We start from the raw sequence: 15,657 nt of genomic DNA, 5'->3' as shown, positions 1-15,657 counted from the left end.
CGATCGATGGATAAAGACCGTTAAACGTGGGCAATTCGGGCGATGGAAACGCGCCGCAAGTCATGCGCACGGCGGTTTTAAACATGCCTTTCCCGCGCGCGCCGCGGCGCTTTCTCGAACGCGGCATGGACTCCGCCGTCCGCTCGCGGCATGAAAAGTCAGGCGCCGAAATGAAAACCGGCGCTCGATGAGCGCCGGCAAGAGACATCGGCCGGAAGCAGGCCGCGGTGAGCTGGCCGAGTCAGCCGTGCGCGCCGATCAGATTCACCACCTTGATATTGCGCGTGTCGGGCACTTCCGCATACGACAGCACCTTCAGCTGCGGCAGGCTGCGGCGCAGGAAACGCGCGAGCATCGGCCGCAACGCATGCTGCACGAGCAGCACGGGTGCGAGCCCGAGGTTCTGTTGACGCGTCATCGCCTTCTGGGTTTCGTTCAGCAGCGTGTGCGCGAGGCCCGGCTCGAGACCCGGATTGGAGCCGGTCGAGAGCGCCTGCGAGAGCACCCGCTCGAGATTCGAATCGAGGCCCATCACCTGCATGTCGCCGATGCCCGGGAACCACTGCTGCGTGATCGCGCGACCCAGCGCGAGGCGCACGGCGGCGGTGAGGTCGTGCGCGTCGGTGATCTTCGGCGTGTGTTCGGACAGCGCTTCGAGGATCGTGCGCATGTCGCGAATCGGCACGCCTTCTTCCAGCAGGTTTTGCAGCACCTTTTGCAGCGTGGTGAGCGGCAGCGACTTCGGCACCAGATCGTCGACCAGCGACGGCGTGTCCTTCTGCATCCGCTCGAGCAGCGCCTGCACTTCCCGGCGGCCGAGCAGTTCCGACGCGTGCGTGACCACGAGGTGATTCAGGTGCGTCGCCACCACGGTGCTCGAATCGACGACCGTGTAGCCGTACACCTGCGCCTGTTCGCGCAGGTTCGTATCGATCCAGATGGCCGGCAAGCCGAAGGCGGGATCCTGCGTCGGCGTGCCCGGCAGCGCGGCGGAGACCTGGCCTGGATTGATCGCCAGCCACTGGCCCGGATACGCTTCACCGACACCCACTTCGACGCCCTTGAGCGCGATGCGATAGCCGTTCGGCCGCAACTCCAGGTTGTCGCGGATATGAATGACCGGCGGCAGAAAGCCGATTTCCTGCGCGAACTTCTTGCGGATGCTCTTGATCCGCTTGAGCAGTTCGCCGTCCGAGTTCTTGTCGACGAGCGGAATCAGCCGGTAGCCGACTTCGAGGCCGAGCGTGTCGATCATCGTCACGTCGTCCCAGCTCGCTTCGGTGTTTTCGACCGGCGCCATCGCGGCCGGCGCGACATCGACGAGTGCCGTGGTGTTCTTGCGATCGTCGGCGCGCTTTTTCATCGTGCGGCCGAGCTGGATCAGACCGCCGCCGAGAATCAGAAACGCGAAGTGCGGCATGCCCGGAATCAGGCCCATCAGCACGAGAATGCAGCCGGTGATCACCAGCACGCGCGGATTCGTGAACAACTGGCCGGTAAGCTGCGTGCCGATGTCCTCGTTGGTCGCGACGCGCGAGACGATCACACCGGCCGCCGTCGAAATCACCAGCGACGGAATTTGCGCGACGAGGCCGTCACCGATCGTCAGCAGCGTGTAGTTCTTGCCCGCGGACGCGAAGTCCATGCCGTGCTGGACCATCCCGACGATCAAGCCGCCGACGATGTTGATCACCATGATCAGTAAACCGGCGATCGCATCGCCGCGCACGAACTTGCTCGCGCCGTCCATCGAGCCGTAGAACTCGGCTTCCTGCGAGACTTCGGCGCGGCGCTTCCTGGCCTGTTCTTCGTTGATGAGGCCGGCGTTCAGGTCGGCGTCGATCGCCATCTGCTTGCCGGGCATCGCATCGAGCGTGAAGCGCGCGGACACTTCCGCGATCCGCCCCGCGCCCTTGGTGATCACCATGAAGTTGATCACCATCAAAATGATAAAGACGACGATACCGACCGCGAAGTTGCCGCCCACGAGGAAGTGGCCGAACGACTCGATCACCTGGCCGGCCGCGTCGGGACCGGTGTGGCCTTCGAGCAGCACGACCCGCGTGGACGCCACGTTCAGCGAGAGGCGCAGCAAGGTCGAGAACAGCAGCACGCTCGGGAACGCGGCGAAGTCGAGCGGCTTCATCGTGTACATGCTGACGAGCAGCACCATCACGGACAGCGCGATGTTGAAGGTGAACAGCAGATCCAGCAGGAACGGCGGCAACGGCAAAATCATCATGCCGAGGATCATGCAGATCAGCACCGGCCCGGCGAGGGCGCGTAAATTGGTGCTGCTCAAGGCATCCGGCCGTCGAGCGAGGAAACCGGCGCGAGCGTTCATGCGGAGGCTCCTGAAGCGTCGTCGTTATCTGGGTTGACAGCGGGGTTGAGCGTGTCGGCGGCTTCCTGCTCGGCTTCGTCGTCCGATACGCCGCCCTTGTCGAGTTCCGCGGGCACGTCGAGTTCGGTCGGTGCGAGCGGCACGTCGCCGCCTTCGGTCTTGAAGCGCCGCAACTGGTACACCCACGCGAGCACTTCGGCGACCGCGCCATACAGCGGGCCCGGAATCTCGCGGTTCAGTTCGACGTTGTGATACAGCGCCCGCGCGAGCGGCGGCGCTTCCAGCAACGGCACGTTGTTTTCGGCGGCGATTTCGCGAATTCGCGCCGCCACGAGGTTCACGCCTTTGGCGACCACCTTCGGCGCGCGCATCTCGCCGTCGGTGTATTGCAGCGCCACGGCGAAGTGCGTCGGGTTGGTCACCACCACGTCGGCCTTCGGCACGTTGGTCATCATGCGGCGACGGGCAATCGCGCGCTGCTGCTGGCGAATCCGGCCTTTGACGTGCGGATCGCCTTCGCTTTCGCGGTGTTCGCGCTTCACTTCTTCCTTCGTCATGCGCAGCTTCTTGTGGAATTGCCACAGTTGATACGGCACATCCATCGCGGCGACGACGAACATGCCCGCCACCGTCATGCCGCAGCACACAGCGATCAGATGCACGGTGTTGGCAAGCGCGAGATGCAGCGGCTGGGTGGCCAGCGCGAGAATCTCCTCGCGGCGATTCCAGACCGCGGTGCCGCCGATCACGCCCACCACCAGCGTCTTCGCGAGCGACATGCCGAGTTGGATCGGTCCGTTGATCGAAAATATCTTGCCGAGGCCGGCGATCGGATTGAGGCGGTTGAACTTCGGTTCGAGGCCTTTCGCCGACAACTGCCAGCCGCCCAGCGCCATCGGCGCGAACAAGGCGGCCGCGCCGGTGAAACCGAGAATCGGCAACAGCGCGTAGAGCCCTTCGCGGCTCGCCACGCCCGCGCCGATCATCATGCGGCGGGTTTCGAACGCGCTGGCGTGATCGAACGTGAAGGCCGCGCGCAGCATGCTCTGCAAATGTTCGCCGATGCTGCCGGACATCCCCCACACGCCGAAGAAGCCCGCCGCCAGCAGGGCAAACGTGGACAGCTCCCGCGAACGCACGATCTGCCCTTCCTCGCGCGCCTTCTGCAGGCGCCGGGGAGTGGCTGATTCAGTTTTTTCGAGGTCGCTATCCTCTGCCACAAAAGCTCTCCAGTCGGCTGAGGCACGGCGCCTCTTTCCAGTGAGAGCGATTATTCCCGCTCGACGCAAGCACCGATCGGCGGATAAGGGCGGAGAAAGGGGGGTATTTCGAGGGATGGAACAGCCGGGAAGCCGGCCGGTCGGGCTTGCTGGCTGCGCCGCGACTGTGTGGTCGACGCGAGCGTGCCGGGACGGCGCGGCGCGCTCAGTGTAAGCGCGCCGGCGCGGGCAGGTTTTCGCGGCCGATTAGTGATCGATCCGCGCAAAGCCACCGCTCGCGGCCGAACCGGACGCTCGCGCGGGTCTCGCGCGAGCGTCGGTCCCGCCTCAGCCTTCAGTGCGGCGCTTCGATCAGAACGCCACGAAAGGCGCCTGACCGCCGTTCGCGGTTTGATCGATGCCGTAGTACACGTGGCGGCCGTAGAAGAACGGCAAGCCCAGATCGAAGCTGCTGTTGCCGCCGATCTGCCCTGCCAGGTCGTTGAACGCGTAGTTGCTGCCGTTGCCGAACAGCGTCGACGCACTCAGGATGCCGATGCTGGCGCTCGCCTGCGTGTTGTTCAGCCCGACCAGCGTCAGCGTCCGCGTTTGCGCCGACGACGGGCAGTAAAAGCCCGCGAAGTTGCTGCCGCACTGCGCGAGGGAGCTATCGCCGAAGAAGTAGGCGTTCGAGCCCGAATCGAGGAAGGCTTGCACCGTCGTGCCGTTGAACACGCTGTTGTCCAGGTCGCCGAAAGCGTCGGTGGTAAAGACCTGGACCCCGGTGAGCGCATTGTTCGACTGCGTGCCGACACCGAACACCAGTGTGCCGGTTGCCGACGGCGCGCCGGTATTCGACACCGGCGGCATCTGCACGATCACGCCGTTCTTGTCGACCGGGAAGAACGGGACCGGATTGGCCACCTGCTGCGCGAGCGGCACCGCCGTGCGGGCGCAAGACGCGCCGTTCGGACAGGCGAAGTAATTGCTGAAGTTGGCCGCCGTCCCGGCATCCACGCAGGTCACACCGCAATCGGTCGGCGACGTCCCAATGCCGAGAATGCCGTTCGCGCCGAGATCGCTGGCGGTGTTTTCGTCTGAGCCGTTGCCGCAACTGCTCGTGGGCACCGTGCTCGAGTCCTTGTCGCCGATGATCTGCATCGGAATCGCCGCCGTCGTTCTCTCGCCGCCGATCGCGATGGTCGCGGTGCGCACCGTGCCCCACGTGAAGCCATCCGCGAACGTCGCGCACTCGGCAAGCTGCGCGCCGCCGACGGTGCTGACCGGCAACGCACTGAGCAGCGAGCCGTTGAAAGCCGAACTGACCACGCGCAGTCCGTACGAACCCGTATCGACCTGGATATTGTTAATAGTCTGACAATTCGAGGTCGAGCCGGGCGCGCAAACCGTCACGCTGACCGTCGGAATATTGACGATGCCGGTCACGCCCCGGCCGACCGTGATGGGCACGGTGTTCGCCGCGTTCGCGGCGATTGGCTGCTGGGTTGGGCTCGGCGGCAGCGAGCCGCCGTTCAGCGCGTTCGACGAATTGTTATTGGAATCGCCACCGCCGCCGCATGCGGCGAGCGCCGACACCAACGCCAAGGCCGCGACGGCCTGCATCCAGCCCTTGAGCTTCACAGCAATATGCTTGGTTCGCATGTTTCGTCCTCGCTATTACTGGATGTCTGAACCGCTGACGCCGGCGGGCAGCGCCGGGGGCAGCCACGCCTGGCCGTTGAACGAGCCCATATGGCCCCCGGAGCGCACCACGAGGCCGCTCTGGTCGACCGAGACAGGGCCGCGGCCGCCGCCGCGCGCCGCGCGCACCGCCTTCACGCCGGCCACGTACTGCGGGAAATAGCTGCCGAGCAGATCGTTCAGATCCGGCATTTGCGGGCCGCGCCATGCAATGCCGAAGACGGAGCCGTTCGCGGCGAGATATTCGCGGACCACGGTGCCGTTGCCGAGCGCCGTCTCACGCACGGTGTAGGACGCGGAAGTGGAAGTGGAAGACGCAGCGTTCGATGCTGAACGCATCACGCCCTGCGCCGCATTGGCGGCGCTGCTGCCGGGCTGGATGGTACGAGTTGAAACTGACGAGCCCGTGGGCGGCGTCATGGGGGCGCCGCCCAGTCCCGCATGAGCGGACTGCACGGCGATGAGCGAACATGGTAAGGCAAGCGCCGTAACGATCCCGGCGCGGCGTACACGACTCCACATGACGAGGCTCCTCCCGAGCTGCTGCTCGATTCGCACGTCGTGCAAACCGGCTGCATGTATGCAGATCATACGGCACCGCTGCGGTTGCACTGCGGAGGGTTTTTCCCCATCGTGCTACCGACCGGTGTGTGTCCTCACCGGAGCGCCGTGCCGCTGCTTGAGCTCGTAGTATGCCTGTGGTTTGTGTCGGTAGACAGCAAGCCGGCGCGGGCGCGCGGCTTGCTATGCGTACTGGTTCGATCTGGCGCGCCCTTGGCGGGCCGCCGCGACGTGCTATGACCCCGGCAGATCAGAAGCCGAGGCTTGCCAGCAGATCGTCGACTTGCGACTGGTCCTGCACCACATCCGTTTTGCCTTCCGGATTGATCTGCGGACCGTTCAGCAGATGTTCGGGGCTGCCGGTCGGTGAGACTTCGGCCGCCAGCGCCGCCGCGTTCGCCGCGAACTGCTCGCGCCGTTCGAGCGCGATGTTCTCGACCAGCACACCGAGCAACTGCTGCTCGATCAGGTACACGACATCCGTGATCTTTTTGATGACCTGGCCGGTCAGATCCTGGAAGTCCTGCGCCAGCATGATCTCCATCAGCTGCGAGTTGGTCGCGCTGGTCGCGTCGGGCACACCGCGCAGGAAGGTCCGCGTGTCGTTCATCAGCGCGCGCACTTCCTCGCGCTCGATCGGCGCCGCATACCACTGCTCCCAACGCGCGTCGAGTTCGCCCGCGTCTTTCCGCAGCTGCTCCTGGATCGGCTTGGCGACGTCGATTGCGGACAGGACGCGCTCGGCGGCCTGCTCCGTCATATTCGCGATGTATTTCAGACGGTCGCGGGCATCGGGCACGGCTTCGGCCGCACGCTCGACATGCTTGTCGAGCCCGAGCTCGCGCATCGAGTCACGCAGCGTGCGCGTCAGTTGTCCAATGCGGGCGAGGATGCGGTCGGACGCGAAGTCGCCGCTCTCGTTGACCGCGTCGGCGCCTTGCGCGTTGGTCGGCAGATTCACATCAGCTCCCGGTCTTGGCCATCTTCTCGAGAATCTTGTTGAGCTTCTCGTCGAGCGTCGCGGCCGTGAACGGCTTGACGACATAACCGCTCGCGCCGGCCTGCGCCGCCGCGATGATGTTTTCCTTCTTCGATTCAGCCGTCACCATCAGCACCGGCAGGTGCGTGAGGTTGGCGTCGGCGCGAATTTCCTTGAGCATGGCCAGACCGTCGAGGTTCGGCATGTTCCAGTCGGAGATCACGAAGTCATACGTACCTCCGCGCAAACGCGCGAGACCGGCCTGACCGTCTTCCGCCTCGTCGACGTTCGAGTAGCCGAGCTCTTTGAGAAGGTTGCGAACGATCCGGCGCATCGTCGGAAAGTCGTCAACAACCAGAATCTTCATTCCCTTATCCATTTCATTCCCTTTGCTTGATCCATGGTGCGGCGCCTGTCCGCCTCAAACTAACGCCTCAAATCCTACCGGCGCGCATCATACCCGTTGAACGCGGTCGCCCATTGCCGAGAGACGCGCCATCACGCGCCGGCTCATTTCCGGCAACGCTGCGATCTCGTCCGCCGCGCCGAGCGCAATCGCTTCACGCGGCATGCCGAACACGATACAGCTCGCTTCGTCCTGCGCAAGGGTGTACGCCCCTGCTTTTTTCATGTCCAGCAGTCCGGCGGCGCCGTCGCGCCCCATCCCGGTCAGAATCACACCGACCGCGTTCTTGCCCGCATGCTGCGCGGCCGAACGGAACAGCACGTCCACCGACGGACGATGCCGGTTCACCGGCGGCTCGTCCGACAGGTGAGCAATATAGTTCGCGCCACTACGGGCAAGCAACAGATGAGCGTGCCCAGGCGCGATATACGCATGTCCGGGCAGCACGCGTTCGCCGTGCTCTGCCTCTTTAACGGTAATCCGGCACAAACCATTGAGGCGTTGTGCAAAAGATTTTGTGAAGCCCGGCGGCATATGCTGCGCGATCAGCACCGCGGGTGCGTCCGGCGGCAGCGGCACCAGCACTTCGCGGATCGCTTCCGTGCCGCCCGTCGACGCGCCGACGATGATCAGCTTCTCGGTACTGAGCAGCGGATTGTTGAAGAGCGGCGCGGCGCCGACCGGCGCCTGCGCGGCCTGCGCCGCCGCGTGCTGCGCCGGCGCGGCCTGGCGCACGCGTGCGCGAGCGGCCGCGCGAATCTTGTCGGCGAGCTTTTCCGAGTAATCGAGCATGCCGTCGCGAATGCCAACCTTCGGCTTGGTGACGAAGTCGACCGCGCCGAGTTCCAGCGCGCGCAGCGTGATTTCGTTGCCGCGCTCGGTCAGCGACGAGACCATCACGACCGGCATCGGCCGCAGACGCATCAGCTTCTCGAGGAAGTCGAGGCCATCCATGCGCGGCATTTCGACGTCGAGCGTCAGCACGTCCGGATTGTGCTGCTTGATGAGTTCGCGCGCGACCAGCGGGTCGGGTGCGGTCGCCACCACCGTCATATCCGGCTGGCCGTTGATGATTTCCGTCATCAGGCTGCGGATCAGCGCCGAATCGTCGACGCACAGTACTTTGATCTTTTGCACAGCGCTCACGCCTCCTCTGTAGTTCTGGCGTTGTTTGAATTAAGCGGGCGCGGGCCTGCGCCGAACAGTTCGATGCGCGGCTTCGCTGCGCCCGGACTGCCCGCTGCGGTAGCCGCTGTTCCCGCTGCCGCGCCCGCAGACGAGCCGAACAGCTCGATCTTCGGGCGGGCGGTGGCGGGCGTCGAAAACAGTTCGACCTTGGCTCTCGACGCGGCCGACGTCGAGAACAGTTCCACCCGCTTGCGCGCCGCGGCGAGCCGCTCGACGCGCGCTTCGGCGCTTTGCCGCATCAGCGCCTGTTCGCGCTCGGCCACGCCCGCTTCCTGCTGCAGGCGCAACTTCTTCACCATCACCTGGCCCGTGCGCGGCATGAACGCCACCTTGCGCGGATGCGAGCCCTGCAAGTCCTCGGCGACAATGCGGATTTTTTCCAGCGCCAGATAGCGGCGCACGAACTCCGAGTTGCGGTCGCCAATGTTCATCGTCGTCATGCCGGCTAGCACCGCGCCGCCGCCGAATACCTTGGCTTCGAAGCGCTCGCGCCGGCCGCCGGCCTTGATCAATTCGTTGATCAGCACTTCCATCGCGTAGGCGCCGTAGCGCATCGAATCCGATGCGGCCTGCGCGACGTCCGCGCCGTCGTCGGGCAACATGAAGTGATTCATGCCGCCGATACCGGCCGTGCGGTCCTGGATGCAGGCCGCGACGCACGAGCCCAACACGGTGACCAGCACCATGTCTTCATGCGTGGTGTAAAACTCGTTCGGCAACAACTTCACGCCGGGGCGCTGGAAGTGGTTGTCGAAATACAGATTGGTGGCGATCGGCAGGGCGCTGCTCATACGGTCACCCCGTTCGTCGTGTGATGCGCCGCCGTTGCCGTCGCGCGCGCCGGCGTGCGCACGCCGGTCGCGTCACGCGTCAGCTCGTAGACGGTCTGGCCGCGCAGCTTGAACGCCTGCGTGACGTACGTGAAGTTTTCCGAGTGGCCAGCGAACAGCAGGCCGCCCGGCTTCATCAGCGGCTCGAAGCGCGCGAGCACTTGCGCTTGGGTCGGCTTGTCGAAATAGATCATCACGTTGCGGCAGAAGATCGCGTCGAACTGCGAGCGCAACTGGTAATCGCGATCGGTGAGGTTCAGTTGCTCGAAGCGCACCAGCGCGCGCACTTCCGGGCGCACCTTGACCATGCCGGCATGCGCGCCGGTGCCCTTCAGGAAGAAGCGTTTCAGCCGCTCCGGCGAGAGATGCTTCACCTGATCGAACTGGTACGTGCCGGCTTCGGCCTTGGCCAGCACCTGGGTGTCGATGTCGGTGGCGAGCACCGAAGCCTGGCGCGCGCCGCTGTCGCCGAGCGCTTCGATCAGCGTCATCGCAATCGAGTACGGCTCTTCACCGGTCGAAGCCGCCGAGCACCATACCGAAACCGGCTGCGGACGGCGCGGCACGAATTCGGCGAGGATCGGAAAGTGATGCGCCTCGCGGAAAAACGCCGTCAGGTTGGTGGTCAGCGCATTGGTGAAGGCTTCCCACTCGGCCGGATCGTTTTCCGCTTCGAGCAGATCGAGATACTGCTTGAAGGTGTCGAGCCCGCGGGCACGCAGACGGCGCGCCAGACGACTGTACGCCATGTCGCGCTTGTGATCCGACAGCGAAATGCCCGCGCTGCGGTGAATCAGTTCGCGAATGCGAGCGAAGTCCGCCGACGTGAATTCGAAGTCCCGTGCCTGCTCACCGGATCTAACCGGCTCTGCCCCAACGGGACGTTGCTGTGCGCGCGTTGCCATCATGAAAGTTCCTGCCTGCGATACGAGCCATCCCGCTCTCCTGCCAAGGCATCGCCTCGAAAAGAAGGGATTGTGTTCGCGGGGTCGCGCCCGCCCGCGAGTTTCTCCAACACGCAGTCGGCCCGCGACACGCTGATAAAGCGTGCTTCGATGATTCGCTCCTCATGGAGCGAGATGCCGAATGACCGCATGTCTTTGTGCCACTTCCTAGAATGTTTCCCAGTCCGCGTCCGAGCCCGCCGAGGCCGCGCTTGCCGCGACCGGACGTGCTGCGGATTCGGATCCCGCACGGGCCGTCTTCGGCTTCAGCGCCGGTTCGACGCGTGCGGCGCCGGCATCGTGACTGCCCGAAGCCGATGCTGTGTTTGCCGCCGGATGCGCCGTGCTAGCTGCCGGATGCGCTGCGCCGCCGTTCGCGGACGCATGCGGTGCGGCTTTGCCCGCCGGCTTGCTCTTGCTGCCGGTCACACGGGACGCCCCCGATTGCGAACGCGTTGCCGCCGCGCTCTTATTCACCGCGCCGCCGGCCACTTTCCAGCCGTTCACCACGGCCTGCAACTGACGCGTCTGATCTTCGAGCGAGGCCGCCGCGGCCGCCGCCTGTTCGACCAGCGCGGCGTTCTGCTGGGTGACTTCGTCCATCTGCACGACCGCGCGATTTACCTGTTCGATGCCGCCCGACTGCTCTTCGGACGCCGCGCTGATTTCGCCCATGATGTCGGTCACGCGGCGCACGGCCTGCACGATCTCGTCCATCGTCGTACCGGCGCGGCCGACCAGTGCCGAGCCGCTTTGCACCTTGTCGACGGAGTCGCCGATCAGTTCCTTGATTTCCTTCGCGGCACTCGCGCTGCGCTGCGCGAGGCTGCGCACTTCGCCCGCCACCACCGCGAAGCCGCGGCCCTGTTCGCCGGCGCGCGCGGCTTCGACCGCCGCGTTCAGCGCGAGAATATTGGTCTGGAAGGCAATGCCCTCGATTACGCCGATGATGTCGACGACCTTGTTCGAACTGCTCGCGATGTCCTGCATGGTCGTGACGACCTGGCTCACCACGTCGCCGCCGCGCGTGGCGATGTCGGAGGCATTGACGGCCAGCTGGCTCGCCTGACGCGCGTTCTCGGCGTTCTGCCGTACCGTGCCGGTCAACTGCTCCATGCTCGACGCGGTTTCCTGCAACGAGGCGGCCTGTTGTTCGGTGCGCTGCGACAGGTCGGTGTTGCCCATTGCGATTTCGCGCGCACCGGTGTCGATCGATTCCGTGCTGCTGTGAACCGCCCTCACCATCGTCGACATGCTGTCCTGCATGCGCTTGATGCCGGCGAACAGCCGCCCGATTTCATTGCGGCTGAAGACGTTGATCGATTCGGACAGATCGCCCGAGGCGATGCGCTCGAAGCACGCCGTCGCGTCGGCGAGCGGCTGCACGATCAGGCCGCGCAGCGCGAAGCGGATGCCCACCACCACCAGCAGCGCGAGCACGGTGACGGCGATGATCAGCGTCGTCATCAGCGAGATGTTCGATTGCGCGCTCGCCTGCTGATCCACCGCGTGCTGTTGCAAGCTCTTGACGACAGCGGATGCGGCGTTGTCGTAAGACACGAACCACGGGCTGATCTTCGTATCCGCGATCGCGTGATAGGCGGCCAGATCGTTCGCGCGCAGCGCGGCGAACTCCGGCTCCAGGCCGTCACGCATCAGCGCCGTGCGACGCGCCAGCAGTTCGTCCAGCTGCGCTTGCTCGACGCCGTTCTTGGGCGCGTCGAGATACGCCTGCCAGCTCTGATTGCCCTTACCGTACAACTCCTGCGCACGATCGAGCACCTTCTTCGCCTGCTCCGTGTCGCCCGACGCGCTCAACGCGTTGAAGCGATCCAGCGACACGCGCGAGCGCAGCAGGTACGACGAAGCATCGTCGAGTGCATGGATGGCGGCCAGATCGCCGCGCGCAATGCGGTCGAGCGACTGGCTCGCGCGATTCAGCGCGGTCAGCCCAAGCACGCCGACCGCCACGGTCAGCGCGACCAGAATGATCCCCACCATCGTCAACGACGTGCGAATCGACCACCTGCTCAGCATTTCAATGCTCCCTGTCCCAATCGTTTCGTGAAGGCTGCCGCGTTAGACGCCGAGCGTTTCGATCAGCGCCATTTCGCGGCTGGTCATGAGCTTCTCGATGTCCATCAGGATCAGCATGCGGCCGTCGACGGTGCCCAGACCCGTGAGGTACTCGGTCGTCAGCGTGGCGCCGAATTCCGGCGCCGGCATGATCTGGTCGGTGGCGAGCGTGAGTACGTCCGAGACGCCGTCCACCACCATCCCGACCACGCGATGCGCGACGTTCAGGATGATCACCACCGTCTGGTGGTCGTACTCGACACGGCCCAGATGGAACTTGATGCGCATGTCGACGATCGGCACGATGATGCCGCGCAGATTGATCACGCCCTTGATGAATTCAGGCGCATTGGCGATCCGCGTCACGTTGTCGTAGCCGCGGATTTCCTGCACCTTGAGAATGTCGATGCCGTACTCTTCGGCGCCGAGCGTGAAGACGAGGAACTCCTGACCGCCGGCGTCTGCCTGCTGCGCGTCGCGGCGGCCATTCGTACCGCTCGCGTTTGCGACGCTCGAATTGATGGATTGGACTTCTGCCACGTTAGCCCCCAAACGGTTGGGATGAATTGAGTTGAGTAAGTGTTACGACGAGTGTGACGGACATCATGCGAGACTCATCGCGCCATGCGCGTGGCGCGTTTCGCGGTTCAGCGCCGCCACGTCGACGATCAGCGCGACGCTGCCGTCGCCGAGAATGGTCGCGGCGGAAATGCCGTGCACCTTGCGGTAGTTCGTTTCCAGGTTCTTCACGACCACCTGCTGCTGGCCCACCAGTTCGTCGATCAGCATTGCAAAGCGGCGCCCTTCCGTTTGCATGATGGTGACGATGCCTTGCGTCGGTTCCTGCTTCGCCCCTTCGACGTTGAACACTTCGTGCAACGCCACGAGCGGCAGATATTCACCGCGCACCCGCACCACGCGCTCGCCGTTGGCCACCGTGTAGATGTCCTCGGCTCGCGGCTGCAGCGACTCCATCACGAAGTTCAGCGGCAGAATGAAGATCTCGTTGCCGACCTTGACGGACATGCCGTCGAGAATCGCCAGCGTGAGCGGCAGCACGATGCGCGTGGTGCTGCCCTTGCCGGCGTGCGAAGTGATTTCCACGTGACCACCCATCGACTGGATGTTCCGCTTCACCACGTCCATGCCGACGCCACGGCCCGACACGTCCGTGACCTGCTCCGCCGTCGAGAAGCCCGGCAGGAAGATCAGGTTCCAGACTTCTTCGTCGGTCATGGTTTCGCTGACCTGCATGCCCTGCTTGGCCGCCTTCGCGAGAATCTTGTCGCGGCGCAGGCCCGCGCCGTCGTCGCTCACTTCAATGACGATGTTGCCGCCGTGATGCGCCGCCGACAGCACCAGCTGGCCGGTCGAATCCTTGCCCGCCGCGCGCCGCGCTTCCACGGTTTCGATGCCGTGGTCGAGACTGTTGCGCACGAGGTGAGTCAGCGGATCGATGATCCGTTCGATGAGGCTCTTGTCGAGTTCGGTCGCCTGACCGAAGGTGACGAGTTCCACTTCCTTGCCGAGTTTCGCCGCCAGATCGCGCACCAGACGCGGGAAGCGGCTGAACACGTAATCCATCGGCATCATGCGGATCGACATCACCGCTTCCTGCAGATCGCGCGCGTTGCGCTCGAGCTGCGCCATGCCGTTGAACAGGCGGTCGTGCAGCGCCGGGTCGAACGTGCTGGTGGTTTCCGCGAGCATGGCTTGCGTGATCACCAGTTCGCCGACCAGGTTGATCAGCTGATCGACCTTTTCGACGCCGACGCGAATCGAGCTGCCTTCCGCGCCGCCCGCTGCCGCAGCCGGACGTGCCGCCTTGCGGTCCTGCTCGGCGGGCGCGGCTGCGCTCGCCGCGCTGGCCTGAGCCGGCGCGCTCGGCGCCGCCGCGGGTTGAGCCGCGGCATGCGCCGGCGCGGCCGGTGCGTCGAACAGGCCGTGCGCGGCGGTTGATGCGGGTGCAGCGGTGTCGGCCGCCGGTGCCGACGATGCTGCGTGGCCCGCGTGAGTTGCCTGTACTGCTTGCGCCGGGGACGAATCGGCAGCGTCGGGCGTTCCAGGTTCGCCTTGCTGCGCGTCGTCCGCCGGTGCGGTGCCGCGGCCGATCACGATCTGACTTTCGTCGATCACGAAACAGCACACGGCGATGATGTCGTCGGAGGTCACATCGGTCGCGAGCCACAGCGTCAGATCGCCGCCGCTCTTGACCTGCCCGACGATGTTGCCCAGGTTGCCGAGCTCTTCGGCCAGCAGTTCCTGGTCCTTCTCACCAACGCCCCGTAGCGTAATTTTCAGATGTGGGCCGGATTCTTCGCCGGCTCCCGTGGCTTGCCCGGTCTGTGCCGGTTCGCCGTCAATCCATTCACCCGCCGCCTGCACCGCCTGTTCGACGACGTGCTCCGGCGGGGTCCCGCCTTGTACTGCCTGTGTTGCAACCGGTGCCGCGCTCGCGACAACGGCCGCCGCAGCCGGCGCCGCGCCGTCGCGGCTCTCCGCGTTCAGGCGTTCGAGCTTCGCGCAGATTGCCTTCGCGGTCGCCGCGTCCGGCTCGGCGCTCGCGCGGTAATCGGCGAGCTGGCCGGACAACACGTCCTTGGTTTCGAGGAACGTGTCGATCATGTCCTTGCGCAGCACGAGTTCGTTATTGCGCGCGCGGTCGAGCAGCGATTCGAGAATGTGGGTCGTTTCCGTCAGCGCGGTAAAACCGAACGTTGCCGCGCCGCCCTTGATCGAGTGCGCCGCGCGGAAAATTGCCGCGAGGTCTTCAGGGTCCGGGTGGGCGATATCCAGATTGAGCAGCAACTGCTCCATCTGCGCGAGCAGTTCGTCCGCTTCGTCAAAGAACGTCTGATAGAACTGAGTGATGTCGAGTGTCATGCCTGGGTCACCGCGAGAGTTCCTGTCTTGGCTTGGGCTGCCGTGCCGCCGCGTCGAGAGCTTCTATAACTGGGTCTATGGGTAGTGCTTACGCGTGATCTGGCTCGGCTAGCGCCGCCACCAGTTCGGTCAGCATGTCCGGGTCGAGCGGCTTTTCGATCCAGCCGGTCGCGCCCGCAGCCCGCGCCGCTTCCTTGAACGGCTCGCCCGATTCCGTCGTGAGGACGAGGATGGGCGTGGCCTGGTAAGCCGGGTTGTTGCGCAGCGCGGCGATCAGATCGAGGCCGGTCTTGCCTGGCATGTACTGGTCGGTCAGCACGAGATCGAACGACATGGCGAGCGCGTTTTCGAGCCCTTCGTCGCCGTCCGCCGCGAGCGTCACCTCGTAGCCTGCCGTCGTCAGCGTGGCGGCGAGAATCTGCCGCATCGATGCCGAATCGTCGATTGCCAGGATGTGCCTGATCATGAAAACCTCGCTGCACGTACGCTATGGATCGCCCTTCCGTCCGCGCCGGCAGGGCGCATGAACGGGCGAGGCGATCGCTG

Annotated in this window: 13 protein-coding genes; all 13 read right to left on the bottom strand. The window is 64.9% G+C overall.

Annotation, left to right across the window (positions count from 1 at the left end; translation table 11 throughout):
* Positions 1–241: 241 nt before the first annotated feature.
* A complete protein-coding gene (gene flhA / locus ACQKRQ_RS11715) occupies positions 242–2,344 on the bottom strand; it encodes a flagellar biosynthesis protein FlhA (RefSeq protein WP_132376590.1) in 2,103 nt (700 codons plus the stop codon).
* Entirely contained in the window at positions 2,341–3,564 is a 1,224-nt protein-coding gene (gene flhB, locus ACQKRQ_RS11710) for a flagellar biosynthesis protein FlhB (RefSeq protein WP_132376589.1), read from the bottom strand. The genes flhA and flhB overlap by 4 nt, the downstream gene beginning before the upstream one ends.
* Positions 3,565–3,915: 351 nt before the next feature.
* Positions 3,916–5,205, bottom strand: coding sequence for a DUF3443 domain-containing protein (locus ACQKRQ_RS11705; RefSeq protein ID WP_427477034.1), 1,290 nt, complete (start codon positions 5,203–5,205; stop codon positions 3,916–3,918).
* Between the two features lie 15 nt (positions 5,206–5,220).
* Positions 5,221–5,766, bottom strand: coding sequence for a DUF2844 domain-containing protein (locus tag ACQKRQ_RS11700; protein ID WP_408176416.1), 546 nt, complete (start codon positions 5,764–5,766; stop codon positions 5,221–5,223).
* Positions 5,767–6,055: 289 nt separating this feature from the next.
* Entirely contained in the window at positions 6,056–6,766 is a 711-nt protein-coding gene (cheZ, locus tag ACQKRQ_RS11695) for a protein phosphatase CheZ (protein WP_408176414.1), read from the bottom strand.
* Between the two features lies 1 nt (position 6,767).
* Entirely contained in the window at positions 6,768–7,163 is a 396-nt protein-coding gene (gene cheY, locus ACQKRQ_RS11690) for a chemotaxis response regulator CheY (RefSeq protein WP_095417937.1), read from the bottom strand.
* A gap of 75 nt (positions 7,164–7,238) precedes the next feature.
* Positions 7,239–8,327, bottom strand: coding sequence for a protein-glutamate methylesterase/protein-glutamine glutaminase (locus ACQKRQ_RS11685; RefSeq protein WP_165923885.1), 1,089 nt, complete (start codon positions 8,325–8,327; stop codon positions 7,239–7,241).
* 5 nt (positions 8,328–8,332) lie between these two features.
* A complete protein-coding gene (gene cheD, locus ACQKRQ_RS11680; protein ID WP_427477031.1) occupies positions 8,333–9,169 on the bottom strand; it encodes a chemoreceptor glutamine deamidase CheD in 837 nt (278 codons plus the stop codon).
* The gene (locus ACQKRQ_RS11675) at positions 9,166–10,116 is read right to left on the bottom strand and encodes a CheR family methyltransferase (RefSeq protein ID WP_427477029.1); all 951 of its coding nucleotides are present in this window, start codon (positions 10,114–10,116) and stop codon (positions 9,166–9,168) included. Before ACQKRQ_RS11675 ends, cheD begins: the two co-directional genes overlap by 4 nt.
* A gap of 204 nt (positions 10,117–10,320) precedes the next feature.
* The gene (locus tag ACQKRQ_RS11670; protein ID WP_132376583.1) at positions 10,321–12,189 is read right to left on the bottom strand and encodes a methyl-accepting chemotaxis protein; all 1,869 of its coding nucleotides are present in this window, start codon (positions 12,187–12,189) and stop codon (positions 10,321–10,323) included.
* Positions 12,190–12,231: 42 nt separating this feature from the next.
* Positions 12,232–12,768: a chemotaxis protein CheW gene (locus tag ACQKRQ_RS11665; RefSeq protein ID WP_074762485.1), complete on the bottom strand. Its 537-nt coding sequence runs from the start codon at positions 12,766–12,768 to the stop codon at positions 12,232–12,234.
* Between the two features lie 63 nt (positions 12,769–12,831).
* Complete coding sequence (cheA, locus tag ACQKRQ_RS11660; protein ID WP_427477026.1) at positions 12,832–15,111, bottom strand: chemotaxis protein CheA; 2,280 nt, start codon at positions 15,109–15,111, stop codon at positions 12,832–12,834.
* Between the two features lie 88 nt (positions 15,112–15,199).
* Positions 15,200–15,577 (bottom strand): response regulator, encoded by a 378-nt coding sequence (locus tag ACQKRQ_RS11655; RefSeq protein ID WP_132376581.1) that lies wholly within the window; start codon positions 15,575–15,577, stop codon positions 15,200–15,202.
* Positions 15,578–15,657 lie beyond the last annotated feature (80 nt).

Origin of the sequence: Paraburkholderia sp. NPDC080076, assembly GCF_050281145.1 — a bacterium.
GTDB lineage: Bacteria > Pseudomonadota > Gammaproteobacteria > Burkholderiales > Burkholderiaceae > Paraburkholderia.
Note: the sequence above shows the minus strand (reverse complement) of the source record. Positions and strands in the feature narration are given on the sequence as shown.

Coding starts and splice junctions, on each gene's coding strand:
- ACQKRQ_RS11700 (WP_408176416.1), bottom strand. CDS start 5,766: ATGTGGAGTCGTGTACGCCGCGCCGGGATCGTTACGGCGCTTGCCTTA.
- ACQKRQ_RS11670 (WP_132376583.1), bottom strand. CDS start 12,189: ATGCTGAGCAGGTGGTCGATTCGCACGTCGTTGACGATGGTGGGGATC.
- cheD (WP_427477031.1), bottom strand. CDS start 9,169: ATGAGCAGCGCCCTGCCGATCGCCACCAATCTGTATTTCGACAACCAC.
- ACQKRQ_RS11655 (WP_132376581.1), bottom strand. CDS start 15,577: ATGATCAGGCACATCCTGGCAATCGACGATTCGGCATCGATGCGGCAG.
- cheA (WP_427477026.1), bottom strand. CDS start 15,111: ATGACACTCGACATCACTCAGTTCTATCAGACGTTCTTTGACGAAGCG.
- ACQKRQ_RS11675 (WP_427477029.1), bottom strand. CDS start 10,116: ATGATGGCAACGCGCGCACAGCAACGTCCCGTTGGGGCAGAGCCGGTT.
- ACQKRQ_RS11705 (WP_427477034.1), bottom strand. CDS start 5,205: ATGCGAACCAAGCATATTGCTGTGAAGCTCAAGGGCTGGATGCAGGCC.
- cheY (WP_095417937.1), bottom strand. CDS start 7,163: ATGGATAAGGGAATGAAGATTCTGGTTGTTGACGACTTTCCGACGATG.
- flhA (WP_132376590.1), bottom strand. CDS start 2,344: ATGAACGCTCGCGCCGGTTTCCTCGCTCGACGGCCGGATGCCTTGAGC.